Source organism: Nocardia puris, assembly GCF_003315035.1.
Classification (GTDB): Bacteria; Actinomycetota; Actinomycetes; order Mycobacteriales; family Mycobacteriaceae; genus Nocardia; species Nocardia puris.
Window position 1 is genome coordinate 67,923 of sequence record NZ_QNRE01000017.1, and the last position, 16,689, is coordinate 84,611.

A 16,689-nucleotide genomic window follows, 5' to 3' on the forward strand; every position below is an offset into this window, starting at 1 on the left:
CACCTCCGCCCCTTCACCCGCGCCCGGCGACGTCGACGCCCGGCTCACCGATCGCTGACCGGTCCCCACACCGTGCGGGCCCGGCGTAGATCCAGGATGCCCTGGACGCCGGCGTCGGTCGACTGTGCGGCCATCTTCGCACGTAGCGCGCCGGGATCTACGCGTTCGACGGTATGACCGGCGGCCTCGAAGCGTCGATTGCGCCGCGATTGCGCCGCGACGGCGTTCACCGGCGGATCGTCGTAGGCCATGCCGCCCGGGTGCGAGACGTGATAGGTGCAGCCGCCGCGCGAGAGCCCCGACTCGGTGTCGATCAGGTCGAACACCAGCGGCGCGTCCACGGTGAGGGAGGGGTGCAGCGAGTTCGGCGGCTGCCACGCGCGGTAGCGCACGCCCGCCACCTGCACATCGGCGTTCTCGGTGGCCAGCAGCGGGACCGGCCAGCCGTTGCAGGTCACGGTGTAGCGGCCGCGATCGGCGCCCACCACGCGCACCTGCACGCGCTCCACCGACGAGTCGACGTAGCGGGCCGTGCCGGTGGCCTCGGTCTGTTCGCCGAGTGTGTACCAGGGCTCGATGGCGCCGCGCAGTTCGATCTCGATGCCGCCGAGCACCACGGTGCCGATGCGCGGGAAACGGAACTCGGTGAACGGGTCGAGCCACGCGGTGTCGAAATCGATGCCGTCGGCGCGCAGATCCGCCGCGACCTCGGCGATGTCGGCCATCAGGAAGTGCGGCAGCAGGTAGCGGCCGTGCAGGTTGGCGCCGTGCCGGATCAGCCCGGCGCGCAACGGATTCGACCAGAACTTCGCCACCAGCCCGCGCACCAGCAGCGACTGCACCATGGCCATGCGGTGGTGCGGCGGCATCTCGAAACCGCGCAACTCCACCAGGCCCAGCCGCCCGCGCGCCGAATCGGGGCTGTAGAGCTTGTCGATGCAGAACTCGGCGCGGTGGGTGTTGCCGGTGAGGTCGGTGAGCAGGTGGCGCAGCGCCCGGTCGACGTGCCACGGACCGGATTCGGCGTCGCGCCCGCGCGCGGACGACGCGGTGAGCCGGGCGATTTCGGCGAAAGCGATCTCCAGCTCGTACAGCGCCGACTCGCGGCCCTCGTCCACCCGCGGCGCCTGCGAGGTGGGTCCGACGAAACGGCCCGCGAACAGGTAGGACAGCGCGGGGTGGCGCTGCCAGTAGGTGAGCATGGAGACCAGCAGGTCGGGCCTGCGCAGCAGCGGTGACCGGGCGGGCGTCACGCCGCCCAGGGTGATGTGGTTGCCGCCGCCGGTGCCGCCGTGCGTGCCGTCCACGTCGAAGGATTCGGTGCCGAGGCGGGCCAGCCTGGCCTGTTCGTAGAGGGTGGCGAGCAGCTCGGACTGTTCGGCGAAGGACGCCGTCGGCTGGACGTTGACCTCGATGACGCCGGGATCGGGCGTCACCGACAGCGAGCGCAGTCGGGGGTCGGCGGGCGGGGCGTAGCCCTCCAGCACGATCGGCAGGCCGCCGGCCGCCGCCGCGTCCTCGACCCGGCGCAGCAGGTCGAGGAAATCCTCCAATTCCTCGACGGGCGGGAGGAATACGTGTATCCGGCCGTCGCGCACCTCGGCCACGAGCGCGGTGACCGGCTCGCCGTCCGGCTCGGCGACCTCGCCGGGTGGTTCCCGGTGTGGGTCTCGCTCAGGGGTGTCGGACAGCGGGTCGCGTTCGGGGCGCGGACGCGGTTCGCTCCAGGACACGGCGTCCAGTGGCAGGCGCAGTCCGGCCGGAGAGTCGCCTTCCGTCAGCACTATTCGGCCGTGGGGCGGGTTCTCGAGCTGCCCGCGTCGCAACCGCCAGTTGGGGCTGGCCCAGGCGCGACCGTCCTCGGTGCGGTAGAGCGGCAGGACGTAGGCGCTGGGTTCGGTGATCGAATCGTCCAGTCGCCGCAGCAGTTCCGCGCGCGCCTCGGGGGAGTCGGCGGTCAGGTCTTCGTCGTCGGCGACCGGATTGCCCTCGGGGAGGCGCACTTTCCGCGCGAGGCGGGCGAGCGGGTCCTCGTAGGCGGGGCGCACTTGGGATTCGGGGAGGGCGAGTCCGGCGGCGATGTGGGCGATCAGGGCGCGTGCGGCGTGCGGGGGTACCGGGTGGATGTCGGGGCGTGGCGGCAGCGTATCTGCCCCGATAGCGTGCGTGTCGCCGGGAGCAATGCTGTCCGGTTCACCGGACGGGACAGCAACCGCCCCGACGGTCTGAGCGTCGCCGCCGCGGCCGTCCGAGTCGCCGGTGGCCGAGCCCTCTGTCCCGGCTTCCTTCGGTCCTCCGGCGAAGGGCTCTTCGGGCACCGCCGCCGCCCCTGGCACGCCGAACGGGCTGGCGAGTTCGTTGTCATCAGGCGCGACCGCTGTCCCTGAGGCGGCCAGCGGTGATGCGGTCGGCGAGGGCGTATCAGCGACGGCAACCGGAGTCCACGGGCCGACCAGCAGGTCGGGCCGGGTCCAGATCGGGGTGCCGTCGGCGCTCCACGCGAGCGCTATCTCCCAGCGCGGCAACGGTTCTCCGGGATACCACTTGCCCTGCCGGTACTGGACGATGCCGTTCGGGGCGTAGATGCGGCGCAGGCGTTCGGCGAGGTCGACGGCGCGTTCACGTTTGTGCGGGCCGTCGGCGTCGGTGTTCCACTCCGGGGAGGTCTGGTCGTCGAGCGAGACGAACGTGGGTTCGCCGCCCATCGTGAGGCCCACGTCCTCGGCGGCCATCCGCGCGTCGATGGCCGCGCCCGAGGCGGTGATGCGCTCCCACTGGGATTCGGTGTAGGGCAACGTGACCCGCGGGTCCTCGTGCACGCGGCGCACCGTGTTCGCGAAGTCGAGGGTGGCGTTGGTGCGACCGGTCGCGCCGGTGATCGGGGCCGAGGAGTTCGGGTGCGGGGTGGCCGAGAGCGGGATGTGGCCCTCCCCCGCGAACAGGCCCGACGTCGGGTCGAGGCCCACCCAGCCCGCGCCCGGCACGTAGACCTCGGTCCAGGCGTGCAGGTCGGTGAAATCGGCGGCGGGACCGGAGGGGCCGTCCAGGGCGGGCACATCCTGCGCGAGTTGCACCAGGTACCCCGACACGAACCGCGCGGCCAACCCGAACTCGCGCAGGATCGACACCAGCAGCCACGCGGAGTCGCGGCACGAGCCGAGCGCGGCACGCAACGTGTGGTCGGGTGACTGCACGCCCGGCTCCATCCGCACCGTGTACGCGACATCCCCGCGCACCGCGTGATTCAACGCGACCAGGAAGTCGATGGTGCGCGGCGCGTCGCCGGGGACGTGGGCGCGCACCCAGTCCCGTACCAGCGCGCCCGGGCCCGCGCCGGGCGATTCGTCCACGGGCCGCAGGTAGGGCTCCAGATCGGCGGCCAGCGCGGGCGGGTAGGTGAACGGGAAGTGCTCGGCGTAGTCCTCGACGAAGAAGTCGAACGGGTTGACCACCTCCAGATCGGCGATCAGCCCCACCGTGATGGACAGTTCCCTGGCGGGCGCGGGAAACACCAGGCGCGCAAGGAAATTGCCGAAGGCGTCCTGCTGCCAGTTGACGAAGTGCTCGCGCGGCGTCACCCGCATCGAGTAGGCGTCGATGCGGGTGCGCGAGTGCGGCGCCGGGCGTAGCCGCACCACGTGCGGGTGCACCTCCACCAGCCGGTCGAAGGTGTAGGTCGTCCGGTGTTCGAGCGACACCTTGATGCCCATCCCGCAAGTTCACCACACGGCGCCGGTGCGTGACGGCCCGAGCGCGGCGTTTCGGCGGACCCGCCGCCGACACACCGGTGCCGGGTCCCACCGCGGGCCGTGCCAGGATGCCAGCATCGAATCACCAGCCGATCCGTCGGGAGGTCCCATGCGCGCGATCTGCACGTTCTGCGAATCCGCCGTCGACCACTGCCACGGCACCCTCGTCGTCCACCCCACCGGCCGCCCCGAGTGCACCGACGACACCTGCCCCGACCCCGACCACGCCCGCCACGCGTTCGTCATCGACTGCACCGACATCGCCGGCGGCTGCGCCTGCGCGGCCGAGGAGGCCCGCCGTTCGGCCTAGCGATCAGCCGACGTCTTCGTCGAGATCGTCCCAGGTGGCGTGGATCCCGAACGGGGCGACCGTTTCGATCGCGAGCGGATTCGCCCGGGTCCGGTGGCCGTAGGAGGCGTACTTGCCCTCGGAATCCAGCGTCAGCATCTCGATCGACACGACCGGCCCGTCGTTGTCCACCATTCGGACGATCCAGTAGTACTGGATGCCGAATCGCGCGTACTCCGCCCGCTTGTCGATCAGGTCTGCGGTCACGGTGCTCGGCGAGACGATCTCGATGACCAGCACCGCGTCCGCGACCGTCGGCTTCAGTTTCCACTTGCCGCGCGGCTCGTCGATGCAGCGGTACACGATGACGTCCGGCCGCTTGTAGTGCAACGGCACCTCGGAGACGAGCATGTCGACATCGCGGTTGATCCGCAGGCACGGCTGACTGTCCCCGCGCTTGGCCCTGCCGTCCAACAGCGCTCGCTCCAGATTGCGGGCGACGGCGTTGTGGTTCGGCGACGGCGACTCGCAGTGCACGATCATCCCATCCTTGACCTCGATGGCACTCGCGATGTCCTCGGGCATCGTGAGGTAGTCGTCGAGCTCGACCGCGTAGGGGTACGGCTTCAGCGAAGACCAGTCGAACGCTTCCGACATCATGACCGTCCTTGGGCTGGTGGGTGCCCCAATCGTAGGTCAGCCCAACGGGGCGGAGAGGTCGCGTCGGTACGCCCCCGTACGCTGGCCGGGTGAATTACGAGCACGTGCTGTTGCCTGCCGGGGTCGTCGCGGGTGCCGAGGAGGCGGAGGGGTATCTCGCGGCGCAGGAGGGGCTGGCCGAGGCGGCGGTGGTGGCCGAGATGCGGGCGGAGGTCGAGAAGCGCGACGCCGAGCTGCCACCCGCGGACACTTTTCTGGGTGGGGATCCAGTGGGTATCGGGACCGCGCTGTTCGTCGCGAGCCCGTATGACGCCATCGGCTACGTCCGGCACCTGCTTTTCGAGATCGCGACGCCGCGCGGCTACGCCATATACGACCCGCAGCTGATGTGGCTGGTCTCGCCCACGAACCACGTGCCGGCGCTGGTCACGCACGGTGGTGCCGGGCACTACCCGTACCTCACCGAAGACGTGCTGCGACAATGGATTCCGGATCTCGCCCCGCCGAACCCCTACCTCATCGCCGAACGCGGCGACCACGACTACATCCAGACCTACCGCGCCAAACCCTCCGAGTACACGGTCGAGTACCGCGCGGGCGGCCCCGACCAGCACTACGCCACCGTGGTCAACGACCCGGCCGTGGTGATCAAGCTGATCTGGGCGTGGGCCACCGGGCAGACCAGCGCGCTCGCGGGCGTCCCATGGGAGCGCGTCGAACTCTGACCCGGCCGCACACCGAAACCAGGGTCACCAGCCCAGCGCACCGACCTGACAGTCCCGTCACTCCGAGCCGCGGCCCGGGCTCCTACCGGTCCTGTACCGCCAACCGCCCGGCCAGCGCGACGAACGACGCCCCGAACACCCGCCGCATCCACGTCACCACCGCGGGCCGCGCGAGGACGTGCGCGCGCACCGCCGCCGCGCACGCGCCGTAGGCGGCGAACACCACGAACGTGACCAGCATGAACACCGCGCTCGACAGCAGCATGCGGGGCAGCGCGTCGGGCGCGCCCGCGGGCACGAACTGCGGCAGGAACGCGAAGAAGAACAGGGTCAGCTTCGGGTTGAGCACGTTCAGCAGCACCGCCGACACGATCACCTGCCGCGACGATGGCGCGGGCGCGCCCGCTTCCGCCTCGGACAGCGCCAGCGCGCCCTTGTCGCGCAACGTCGTCCACGCCATGTACAGCAAGTAGGCGACGCCGAGGTACTTCACCGTGTGGAAGGCGACGGCGCTGGTGTTCATCAGCGCCGCCAGCCCGGTGACGGCGGCCGCCACATGCGGCACGATGCCCAGCGTGCACCCGAACGCCGCCACCGCGCTCGCGCGCACGCCGCGCGACAACCCGGCCGCCAGGGTGAACAGCACCCCCGTCCCCGGGGTGGCCACGACGACGAGCGTCGTCAACAGGAATTCGATGCTCATCCCCCGCACGCTAACCCGTCGGCGGGGACGCGGCTAGACCCGGTTTCGCGGACTACAGCGTGCGCCGCCCGGAAAGGGCACGCCCGAGGGTGAGTTCGTCGGCGAACTCCAGATCGCCGCCCATCGGCAGGCCCGACGCCAGCCGGGTGACGGTGAGACCGGGGAAATCGCGCAGCATCCGCACCAGGTAGGTGGCGGTGGCCTCGCCCTCGGTGTTCGGGTCGGTCGCGATGATCACCTCGGTCACATCGACGCCGTCGGTCTGGGTGCCGATGCGCGCCAGCAACTCCCGGATGCGCAGCTGGTCGGGGCCGACGCCGCTGAGCGGGTCGAGCGCGCCGCCGAGCACGTGGTAGCGGCCGCGGAACTCGCGCGTGCGCTCGATGGCCTGCACGTCCTTGGGCTCCTCGACCACACAGATCATGGTGAGATCGCGGCGCGGGTCGGCGCAGATGCGGCACAGTTCACCGTCGGACACGGTGCCGCAGACCGTGCAGAACTGCACGCCGTCGCGCACCTTCTGCAAGGCGGCCTGCAACCGATCGATCTCCGGCGGCTCCACCTGCAACAGGTGGAAGGCGATGCGCTGCGCGCTCTTGGGACCGACGCCGGGGAGTTTGCCCAATTCGTCGATCAGATCCTGGACCGGACCCTCGTACAACCGACCCGCCCTCGATCAGAAGCCGGGCAGACCGGGCAGCGCACCGCCGCCGAGGCCGCCGGAGAGCGGGCCGAGCTTGTCGGCGGCCAGCTGCTGGGCGTTGGCCATCGCGTCGTTGACCGCGCCGATCACCAGGTCCTGCAAGCCCTCGATATCGTCGGGGTCGACCACCTTCGGGTCGATGGTCAGCGCGACCACCTCACCGGTCGCCTTGATGGTCACCGAGACCAGCCCGCCACCGGCCTGCCCTTGCACCTCCGTCGCCGCGATCTCGGCCTGCGCCTGCACCATCGCCTGCTGCATCTGCTGGGCCTGGGCGAGCAACTGCTGCATGTCGAACTGACCACCACCGGGCTGCACGGTTCGTCCTCTCCTCGTTCGCTGCGCGGTCGCGGGCGAGCCGGTCGCACCACCGCGGGATTGCCGCGTCCCAGCCTAGTCCGCGTGCGACGGCCCAGGCGGACAGGTCGGCGCGGGAGTGCGCGCAATCGGCCGTCCCGGCGCGGTTGCCGGATCTATGCTCGGAGGGAGGTCGGGAGCACGACGATGTGAACCTGGAGACAGCCATGAGCGCGAAACGATTTCGACTGCTCGGCGCGGCGATGAGCGCGGCGATCGTCCCGAGCCTCTTCCTCGGCGGGGCGGGCCCCGCGTCCGCCGCCCCCGCGGCCGTCCCGGTCGCCGACTACGGCGGCGGGTGCGTGCTCGACCCGAACAACAAGGCGGTGACGCTGGATTCGCTGCGTTTCCGCTGTTCACCGGAGCAGGAGGACATGATCTTCCACAACGCTCCGCAGGGTGCGGTGCCGACGGGCGTGCGCGACGGCTGGGTGGTGCGGCCGAGGTATCTGCAAGGCGCGGCCTCCGGCGTGTGGATCGGCAAGACCTTCTACACCGGGCCCGACGGCGGCTTCCTCATGAACCGCGTGACGGGCGCGGGCCTCGAGGCGTGGCGGGCAGACGTGTACCGCGCGCCCGCGTTGCTCGACGGACGCCCGGCGTGGGCGCTGAACTACGCGCCGTCGCCCACGCCGCCGCTGTGGGACGAGATCCGCGAGGTCACCCCGGGCGTGTGGCTGGGCTATTCGTGGTGGCGCGGAGGGCTCCAGAACGTGCTGCTGCTGACGTTCGCGCTGGCGTGAGCTTGACTCTCCCGTTGCCGGAGGGTGTTCGCTGAACCCATGACAGCGACCGTGTCCATCGGCGAGTTCGCCAGGCTCACCTACCTGGGTGTGAAGACGCTGCGCCACTACCACGAGGTCGGCCTGCTCGAACCGGTGTCGGTGGACCCGGTCACCGGCTACCGCCGCTACTCGACCGAGCAGGTCGGCCGGGGGCACCTGATCCGCCGCCTGCGCGCCCTCGACATGCCGATCCCGGAGATCGCGGCGGTGCTGGCCGCACCCGACACCGCCGCCCGCGACGCCGCGCTGCGCGCGCACCTGACGCGGATGGAGGACCAGCTGCGCCGCACCGCCGATGTGGTGGCGTCGTTGCGCTCGCTGCTGACGCCGGGCCCCGCGCTGGAGGTGTCGTACCGCTCGGTGCCCGCGTTCCGCGCCCTCGCGATGGCGAAGTCCGTGGCGCGCCCGGAGATCGGGCCGTGGTGCGGGATAGCGTTCAGCACCCTTTACACAGCGCTGGGCGCCGCGGGCGTTGCGCCGGCCGGGCCCGGGGGCGCGACGTATTCGATGGAGTTCTTCGAGTACGACGAGGGCGAAGTCGTGGTGTTCGTCCCGATCCCCGGGGACGCCGAACCACACGCGCCCGACGGCTGCGCGGTGACCGAACTGCCTGGCCTGCGCTTCGCCGTCGCCGAACATCACGGCGATTTCGAGGATTTCGACCGCACCTACGGCGCGCTCGGCAGCTACGTCGCCGAGCACGATGTCGCACTGCCGGAACCCGTGCGCGAGATCTACCTGACCTCGCCCCGCGAAACCGGCGACACCGCCGACTACCGCACCGAGGTCTGCTGGCCCGTCGGCAGGCTCTGACGCCCGTCGGCGAAAGCCCCTGTCCCGCAATCGAGAAAGGCACCACCATGTCCTTGGCCATCGCCAATATCACCGTCGACTGCCGGAACGCGGCCGCGCTCGCCGACTTCTGGGCGCGACTGCTGGAACTCGAGGTGGATCCCGACCCCAATCCCTACTTCGCGACGGTCGGGCGGGCGGCCGGGATGTCGCCGATCCTGATGTTCATCCAGGTGCCGGACAAGACGCCGGGCAAGAACGTCGTGCACCTCGACCTGTCCGCCGCCGACTGGCGCGAGCACATCGACCGCGCGATCGCGTTGGGCGCCCGGCACATCGGCGATTTCGAGGAGTACGGCGGGCGCTGGACCACCCTCGCCGATCCGGAGGGCAATCTGTTCGACATCGGCGCGAGCTGATCGGCGCGGTTCCGGCGGTAGTGCGGGTCCGGGAGTATTCGGGGCGAAAACATGTCCGGCTCAGCGGGACTCGCCCAGGCGCGCTCGGGCGGCGGCGCACACTTCCCGTGACCCGGGGTGAACCCCGGGTCACGGTGCGGCTCAAGCCAGTTCGCGCTGGAGGTTGCCGAGGACCTCGGCCTGGATCTTCTTCAGGCCGAGCGGGGCGAAGATGCCCTCGAAGATGCCCTTGACGCCGCCCGCGCCCTGCCAGGTGGTGCGCAGCGTGACCTGCGCGCCCGCACCGTCGGGGGTGACGGTCCAGGTGTTCACCAGCGTGGAGTTGGCGTCGCGCTCGGTGACGATCGAATCCGACACCGTGACGGCCGCCTTGATGTCGCGCGAGCGCGATTCGGTGGCCTGCAGGGTCCACTGGGCCACGGTGCCCGCGCCCTTGCCGCCCTCGATCACCTTGTAGTCGCGGTAGTGCGCGGAGAGGATGCGCGGGCGCACCGTCTCGTAGTCGGCGATGGCCTCGAGGGTGCGCTGCGGATCCGCCGCGACGGTGATCGAACTGCTGGCGCTGACCTGTCCCACAATGAGCTCCTCTGTCCCGGGTGCGTGTCTCGACCGCCCCCTATCCTGCCCTGTCGCCCGCGCGGACGGTGGTGCGCCCTCGGCCTTGCCGGGCTTCCGCGTTCGATCGTTCCAGAGGGGACAGCCTGCGGAATTTCGCGTACGGGCCGGCCCTACCGGCCGCAGTACGTGCGACAGCCCGGCAACCCGCCGCCCGGCCAGCCGTGCTGAACATCCGTCGCCGCGCCGCGCCGGGCCACAGCCGGTTCCGGGTCACCATCCGACTCAGGCATCCGAGCGGCGACACCGGGCCGGGCGTCCGCAGCGCCTACTGCCATCCACAACGTCCGGTGTTCCCGATGCAACATTCCCGTGACATTTCTCGCTGGGAGATCATTTCTCGCTGGCCGGGCGTGACGGGGCGTACTAGCGTCGAGGGGTGGCAGTGAGTCTGTTGGGGAAGGCCGGTCACACTCCGGCCGCACACGAATCAGGGTTCGCCGCGCACCGAGCGGGTGTGGATCGCCTCCTGGCGAGTTACCGCGCCATACCCGAGCACGCCAACGTGCGCCTGGCCAAGAAGACCTCGAACCTGTTCCGGGCGAGGGCGAAGAACACCGCCCCCGGCCTGGACGTTTCCGGTCTGACCAAGGTCATCGCCGTCGATCCGGAGGCCGGCACGGCCGAGGTGGCGGGCATGACCACCTACGAGGATCTGGTCGCCGCGACGCTGCCCTACGGGCTGGCGCCGCTGGTGGTGCCGCAGCTCAAGACCATCACCCTGGGCGGTGCGGTCACCGGGCTCGGCATCGAATCGACCTCGTTCCGCAACGGCCTGCCGCACGAATCCGTGCTGGAGATGGACGTGCTGACCGGCGCGGGCGAGATCGTCACCGCCACGCCGGACGGTGAGCACGCCGACCTGTTCCACGGTTTCCCCAACTCCTACGGCACCCTCGGCTACGCCGTGCGGCTGAAGATCGAGCTGGAGCCGGTGCCGCCCTACGTCGCACTGCGGCACCTGCGCTTCCACGACCTGCGCGAACTCGAGGCCGCCATCGCGCGCATCGTGGACGAGAAGTCCCACGGCGGCGAACGCGTCGACTACCTCGACGGCGTGGTGTTCAGCGCCGGCGAGAGCTACCTGACGCTGGGCAGGCAGACCGACGAGCCGGGCCCGGTGAGCGACTACACCGGCATGGACATCTATTACCGCTCGCTGCAGCACGATTCGGCGCAGCCCAAGCGCGACCGGCTCACCATCCACGACTACCTGTGGCGCTGGGACACCGACTGGTTCTGGTGCTCGCGGGCGTTCGGCACGCAGAACCCGAAGATCCGCCGGTTCTGGCCGAAGCGCTACCGGCGCAGCAGTTTCTACTGGAAGCTCGTCGCGCTGGACCACAAATACAACATCGGCGACAAGCTGGAGGCCAGGAAGGGCAATCCGCCGCGCGAGCGGGTGGTGCAGGACATCGAGGTGCCCGTCGAGCGCACCGCCGATTTCATGGAATGGTTCCTGCGCGAGATCCCGATCGAGCCGGTGTGGCTGTGCCCGTTGCGGTTGCGCGACACGGCGGCCCCCGGCGCGGCCGACGAACGCCCCTGGCCGCTGTACCCTATCCAGCCGGATCGCACCTACGTCAACGTCGGCTTCTGGTCGGCGGTGCCCACCGTTCCCGGGCAGCCCGAGGGTGCGGCCAACCGCGCGATCGAAAGCACCGTGACCGAGTTCGACGGCCACAAATCGCTCTACTCGGATGCCTATTACGACGAGGCCGAGTTCGCCGAGTTGTACGGCGGCTCGGTCTACACCGATCTGAAGAAACGCTACGACCCGAACCAGCGGCTGCTGGATTTGTATTCGAAGGCGGTGCAACGCAAATGACGACGTTCAAGGACGCGCGGACCGGAAAGCTACCGGACCCGGGGATGAAGCTCAGCATTGCCGAGATCTTCGAGACCCTCATCGACGGTGAGGTCCCGATCCGCCTCACGGCCTACGACGGCAGCGCGACCGGTCCCGAGGATTCGCCCTACTCGCTGGACATCCGCACGCCGCGCGGCATCAACTACCTGGCCACCGCGCCCGGCGATCTGGGCATGGCCCGCGCCTACATCTCCGGCGATATGACCGCCACCGGCGTGCATCCCGGCGACCCCTACCCGATCCTGGTGGCGATGCGGGACATGAAGTTCCGCCGCCCGTCGGCGCTGGCGCTGGTCGCGATCGCGCGCTCGCTGGGCTGGGAGCGGCTCAAGCCGATCGCCCCGCCGCCGCAGGAGACGCTGCCGCGCTGGCGGCGGATCGCGCTGGAAGGGTTGCGGCACTCCAAGACTCGCGACGCCGAGGCCATCCACCACCACTACGACGTCTCGAACACCTTCTACGAGCACGTGCTCGGCCCGTCGATGACCTACACCTGCGCGGCCTACGGCGAGGCGGACTGGTCGCTGGAGCGCGCGCAGGAGAACAAGTACCGGCTGGTGTTCGACAAGCTGCGCCTGAAGGCGGGCGACCGGCTGCTCGACATCGGCTGCGGCTGGGGCGGCATGGTGCGCTACGCGGCCAAGCGCGGGGTGCGGGTGATCGGCGCGACGCTCTCGGCCGAACAGGCCGAATGGGCCCAGCGCAAGATCGCCGAGGAGGGTCTGAGCGAACTGGCCGAGGTGCGCCACTCCGATTACCGCGATGTGCCCGAGGGCGAGTTCGACGCGGTGTCATCGATCGGCCTGACCGAGCACATCGGCGTGCACAACTACCCGTTCTACTTCGAGTACATCAAGGGCAAGCTGCGGCCGGGCGGGCTGTTCCTGAACCACTGCATCACCCGTCCCGACAACACCCGCACCACCAAGGCGGGCGATTTCATCGACCGCTATGTGTTCCCCGACGGGGAGCTGATCGGTTCCGGCCGCATCATCTCCGACATCCAGAACGTGGGCCTCGAGGTCCTGCACGAGGAGAACCTGCGCGAGCATTACGCGCTGACCCTGCACGAATGGTGTAAGAACCTGGTCGCCAATTGGGACGCCTGCGTCGCGGAGGCCGGCGAGGGCACCGCCAAGGTCTGGGGCCTGTACATGGCCGGCTCCCGGCTCGGCTTCCAGCGCAACGTCGTCCAGCTCCACCAGGTCCTCGGCGTCCGTCTCCCCGACGACGGCACCTGGACCGTCCCCCTCCGCCCCTGGTGGGAGCCGTAGCCCCCAGGTCCGTGGCCGGGGATCGGCGGCCGGAGAAGGGGCCGATACCGGGGCCCGAGCTCCAACCGTCCGGTCGGCACGAAGCGGATCGTTGGAGTGACGGTCGCCCATTCGACCGGTGGTGATGACGTCCCACCGGCGAACCCCGCTCAGTCGAGGAGTTCGGCGAGGAAGACGGCCGGGAGGGTGTTCTCCTCGGTGTGGCCGTCGCCGTGCAGGACGCGCAGGATGGCCAGCACGCCGGGGCCCGCGTCCAGCAGGGGGCGGGTCCAGCCGAGGCGGGCGCAGGTGGCGGCGGCGGGCAGCAGCATGCCGGTGGCCTCGCCCACCCAGCCCGCCGCGGCCAGGCATTCGGCCAGCAGCAGGGCGGTGTCGAGTTCGGCGCGCGGCCTGCGCTGCTCCACCATGCGGCCGTAGAGGGCGCGGGCATGACGCACGGCCAGATCGTCGGCGGCGGACGGGTCGGCGGCGAGCAGTCCGCGGATGGCCGCGATCTCCTCCGCCTCGGCAGTCAACGCCACCGCACCTGTCGCGCGGTGCAGGCGGTGGCCCCCGAGCCGATCGGACTCGGCGTCGCGCGCGGGCTCGACCGGGAACCCCAGCCGCAACCGCTCCCCGCGGATGTGCGCGGCCAGGCGCGGCAACCGCTGGTCGGCGGCCAGGCGCGCGCCCTCGTCCAGGCGCGACGCGGCCGTGTCGAGATCGCCGAGCACCGCCTTCACCCTGGCGCCCACGACGAACGTCGAGATCAGGAAATCCACCGGGCCGATCCGCGTGACGAGGCGGTGACTCTCGTCGAGCAACCGATCGGCGGCGTCCAGATCACCGCGCCGATAGTTCAAGTCGCCGAGCAGCGCCGAGGCCACCCGCACGGCGTGTGACCGAGGCCCCGCCCGCACCCGCGCGATCTCCCACGCCCGCTGGTAGCAGCGCGCGGCGGTGTCGATATCGAGTTGCTCGTAGGCGGCCGCGCCCTGCCCGCACAACCCGAACACCGCGCCGAGCGGATCCTTGGATTCGGCGTGGTACTCCGCTGCCCAGTCCTGCATTTCGCGCGCGCCGTCGAAATCGAACTCGCACAGCCGCACGAACGTGACGAGGTTCGCCGCCGTCGACACCGTCCAGGCGGGCAGCTGATCGGCGCGCTCCAGACAGCCCGCGACCCGGTCCTGCACGCCTTCGGTGTGGTCGCGCGCCACCAGATCGGCGGCCGCCAGGACCTCGGCCTCGCACCGCTGTCGCTCCACGTCCTCGTCACCGGACGACCCGCGCGCCAGCATGCCCGACAACCGCCCGAGCGCGGTGCGCGCCGCACCGGACTGCTGCAGATTGACGTTGGCCCGCGCCACCGCCATCAGCAGCTTCGATCGCGAAGCCACCTGCTGCACAGGCAGTTTCGACACGGTGCCGAGCAGCGTGGCCAGCCGCGACCCGTCGATCAGGTCCATCCCGCCCACCTCGAGCAGGTCCAGCGCCATCTTCAGATCCGCGGCCTCCAGCGCGTGATCCACCGACTTGCGCAGCATCTGGTGCTCGGCGTACCAGCGAGAAGCCTTGCGGTGCAGCGACTTCAGCTTCCCCGGCTGGGTGCGCTCCAGCCGGGCGCGCAGATGTTCGGCGAACAGCGGCTGCATCCGGAACCACTCCGGGTCGTGGTCGATGCGGCGCAGGAACAGCTCACGCTGCTCGGCCTGCTCGAGCAGCAGTTCGGCCTCGCTGTCGTCGGACAGCGCCGCGGCCAGCGACCCCGACACCCGTTCGGTCACCGAGATGGCGGACAGGAAGTCCAGCATCCGCGGTTCCAGTGTGTCGAGCACGTTTTCGGCGAGGTATTCGCGCAGGCCGTGACTGCCGTCGGAGAGCGTGGTGATGAGCGCCTCGGGATCGGCGTCGCCGCGCAGCGACAGGCTGATGAGCTGGATGGCGGCCGGCCAGCCGTCGGTCACCTCGTGGATCCGGCGCACCTGCTCGTCGGTGAGGTCGAAACCGTTGCGCTCCACCAGGATCTGGCGCGTCTCGGCCCGGGTGAGCCGCAGCGCGGCCGAACCGATCTCGACCAGTTCGTCGTGCACCCGCATCCGGCTCACGGGCAGACCCGACTGTTCGCGGCTGATGACCACGAAACGCAAGTGGTGACAACCGTTGTCGAGCAGCGCGGCCATGGCGCGATGCGCGCCGGGATCGGTGACGCGGTGCCAGTCGTCGACGATCACGACGATGGTCTGCCCGCTGCCGTGGATCTCATCGATCAGGGTGGACACGACGTAGGCGGCCGCGTCGGCGGGGCGCTCCTCCAGCGCCTGTTCCAGGCCCGCGCCGATATCGGGGCGCACCCGGCGGATGGCCTGGACGAGGTGGGCGAGAAACCAGACCTCGTTGTCGTCGTCGTGGTCGACGCCGATCCACGCCACCGGCACCCCGCCCGCGTCCAGCTCGGCCCGCCACTGCGCGGCCACGGTGCTCTTGCCGAACCCGGCGGGCGCGTGGATCACGGCGAGCCTGCGCCGCCCGCCCGCGCGCAGCGTGTCGAGCAGGCGGGGGCGCGGCACCGGCTCGCGGGCCGGGGTGGGCGGGCGGAATTTCGTCGCGGCGGTCGGCGGCAAGGTCACCGAATTGCCGGACGGAGAAACGGTGGGGCGCAACGTCAACGGCATACTGCGCCGGGCGGTCACCAGCGACCCGGTGGTGTGGGCGGCCGACTCGCCCGCGGGTTCGACCAGCGCCGGGTCCAGCAAGGCCATCTCGTCGGGCACCTGGCCGTGCGCCTCCTGCACCGCGCGCAGCAGCGACCCCAGTTCGAACGCCGACGCGGGCCGCCGCTGCGGGTCCGTCGCCATGGCCTGCTCGATCACCTCGGCGACATCGGCGGGGATGTCCTGCTCGCGCAGATCGGGCACCGGCTGGGTGGTGATGCGCAGGAACTGCGCCACCACCTTCTCGCCGGCCTGCCGCTCGAACGCCGCGTGACCGGTGAGCAGGGCGAACAGCGTGGCGCCCAGCCCGTACACGTCCGAGCGCACGGTCGGCTCGTCGCCGCGCAGCAGTTCGGGCGCGGTGAACGCGGGCGAGCCGGTGATCAGGCTGCCCGAGGTGCGGAAGCCGCCCGGGATGCGGGCGATGCCGAAATCGGTGAGCTGCGGTTCGCCGTACGCGCTGAGCAGCACGTTCGCGGGTTTCACGTCGCGGTGCAGGATCCCGGCGCGGTGCGCGCTCTCGATCGCGCCCGCCAGTTTCACCCCGGCGCGCAGCGAGTCGGCCCAGGTGAGCGGGCCGTGATCGCGGACGAGCGTTTCCAGCGAACCCCGTGTGCAGTACGGCATCACGATGAACGGGAGGCCGGTGGCGGTCACGTCGACCTGGAGGATGTCCACGATGTTCGGGTGCCCGGAGAGCCGGCCCATGGCCTGTTCCTCGCGCAGGAACCGTTCCCGGCTCTCGATGCCGATCTCCGAGGACAGCACCTTCACCGCGACCACCCGGTCCAGCGCGGGTTGCAGACAGCGATAGACCACGCCGAACCCACCCCGCCCGATCTCCACGGCACCGGTGAGGCCCATCGACTCCAGATCGTCGGCGACCCCGAGGGGTTCGCTGCGCTGGGTGTCCGAATCGGCCGACGTCCCTTCGCGACTCGACCGGCCCGAACCCGGCTCTGGATTCACGTGACCACCTCGAATTCACATCGAATCGGCGTCACCGGCGATCGTGGCGGGTGCGGGCAACCGTCCCCGCGCGAACCCACGCGATG

At 70.5% G+C, this 16,689-nt stretch carries 14 protein-coding genes; 7 read left to right on the top strand and 7 right to left on the bottom strand.

Features of this window, described 5'->3' with window-relative positions; translation table 11 throughout:
* Positions 1-44 precede the first annotated feature (44 nt).
* On the bottom strand, positions 45-3,710 hold the full coding sequence (locus DFR74_RS30330) for a transglutaminase family protein (RefSeq protein ID WP_067507802.1): 3,666 nt from the start codon (positions 3,708-3,710) through the stop codon (positions 45-47).
* Between the two features lie 148 nt (positions 3,711-3,858).
* Here DFR74_RS30330 and DFR74_RS30335 point away from each other — a divergent pair, with 148 nt between their 5' ends.
* Positions 3,859-4,059, top strand: coding sequence for a hypothetical protein (locus DFR74_RS30335; RefSeq protein WP_067507803.1), 201 nt, complete (start codon positions 3,859-3,861; stop codon positions 4,057-4,059).
* 3 nt (positions 4,060-4,062) lie between these two features.
* On the opposite strand, the gene DFR74_RS30340 is transcribed toward DFR74_RS30335, so the two are convergent.
* A complete protein-coding gene (locus DFR74_RS30340) occupies positions 4,063-4,698 on the bottom strand; it encodes a Uma2 family endonuclease (protein ID WP_067507805.1) in 636 nt (211 codons plus the stop codon).
* Between the two features lie 89 nt (positions 4,699-4,787).
* Here DFR74_RS30340 and DFR74_RS30350 point away from each other — a divergent pair, with 89 nt between their 5' ends.
* Positions 4,788-5,423, top strand: a complete 636-nt coding sequence (locus tag DFR74_RS30350; protein WP_067507807.1) for a hypothetical protein — start codon at positions 4,788-4,790, stop codon at positions 5,421-5,423.
* Between the two features lie 82 nt (positions 5,424-5,505).
* Here DFR74_RS30350 and DFR74_RS30355 read toward each other — a convergent pair whose 3' ends face one another.
* Genes DFR74_RS30355 through DFR74_RS30365 form a run of 3 tightly spaced genes read right to left on the bottom strand, consistent with a single transcriptional unit; the run spans position 5,506 to position 7,147 of the window.
* The gene (locus DFR74_RS30355) at positions 5,506-6,126 is read right to left on the bottom strand and encodes a LysE family translocator (protein ID WP_067507809.1); all 621 of its coding nucleotides are present in this window, start codon (positions 6,124-6,126) and stop codon (positions 5,506-5,508) included.
* A gap of 52 nt (positions 6,127-6,178) precedes the next feature.
* Complete coding sequence (recR, locus tag DFR74_RS30360) at positions 6,179-6,787, bottom strand: recombination mediator RecR (RefSeq protein WP_067507811.1); 609 nt, start codon at positions 6,785-6,787, stop codon at positions 6,179-6,181.
* Positions 6,788-6,802: 15 nt separating this feature from the next.
* Complete coding sequence (locus DFR74_RS30365; protein ID WP_067507813.1) at positions 6,803-7,147, bottom strand: YbaB/EbfC family nucleoid-associated protein; 345 nt, start codon at positions 7,145-7,147, stop codon at positions 6,803-6,805.
* Between the two features lie 206 nt (positions 7,148-7,353).
* Between DFR74_RS30365 and DFR74_RS30370 the strand changes: the two genes are divergently transcribed.
* The 3 genes from DFR74_RS30370 to DFR74_RS30380 are packed head-to-tail and all read left to right on the top strand — an operon-like array spanning position 7,354 to position 9,182.
* The gene (locus DFR74_RS30370) at positions 7,354-7,929 is read left to right on the top strand and encodes a hypothetical protein (RefSeq protein ID WP_067508082.1); all 576 of its coding nucleotides are present in this window, start codon (positions 7,354-7,356) and stop codon (positions 7,927-7,929) included.
* A gap of 39 nt (positions 7,930-7,968) precedes the next feature.
* Complete coding sequence (locus DFR74_RS30375; RefSeq protein WP_067507815.1) at positions 7,969-8,784, top strand: MerR family transcriptional regulator; 816 nt, start codon at positions 7,969-7,971, stop codon at positions 8,782-8,784.
* Positions 8,785-8,831: 47 nt separating this feature from the next.
* Positions 8,832-9,182, top strand: coding sequence for a VOC family protein (locus tag DFR74_RS30380; protein ID WP_067507817.1), 351 nt, complete (start codon positions 8,832-8,834; stop codon positions 9,180-9,182).
* A gap of 141 nt (positions 9,183-9,323) precedes the next feature.
* Here DFR74_RS30380 and DFR74_RS30385 read toward each other — a convergent pair whose 3' ends face one another.
* Positions 9,324-9,758, bottom strand: coding sequence for an SRPBCC family protein (locus DFR74_RS30385; RefSeq protein ID WP_067507819.1), 435 nt, complete (start codon positions 9,756-9,758; stop codon positions 9,324-9,326).
* Positions 9,759-10,182: 424 nt separating this feature from the next.
* Between DFR74_RS30385 and DFR74_RS30390 the strand changes: the two genes are divergently transcribed.
* Both DFR74_RS30390 and DFR74_RS30395 read left to right on the top strand, forming a co-directional pair.
* Complete coding sequence (locus DFR74_RS30390) at positions 10,183-11,625, top strand: FAD-binding oxidoreductase (protein ID WP_067507821.1); 1,443 nt, start codon at positions 10,183-10,185, stop codon at positions 11,623-11,625.
* Positions 11,622-12,941 (top strand): class I SAM-dependent methyltransferase, encoded by a 1,320-nt coding sequence (locus DFR74_RS30395; RefSeq protein WP_067507823.1) that lies wholly within the window; start codon positions 11,622-11,624, stop codon positions 12,939-12,941. Before DFR74_RS30390 ends, DFR74_RS30395 begins: the two co-directional genes overlap by 4 nt.
* A gap of 149 nt (positions 12,942-13,090) precedes the next feature.
* On the opposite strand, the gene DFR74_RS30400 is transcribed toward DFR74_RS30395, so the two are convergent.
* Positions 13,091-16,603, bottom strand: a complete 3,513-nt coding sequence (locus tag DFR74_RS30400; protein WP_232331714.1) for a serine/threonine-protein kinase — start codon at positions 16,601-16,603, stop codon at positions 13,091-13,093.
* Positions 16,604-16,689: the final 86 nt, after the last annotated feature.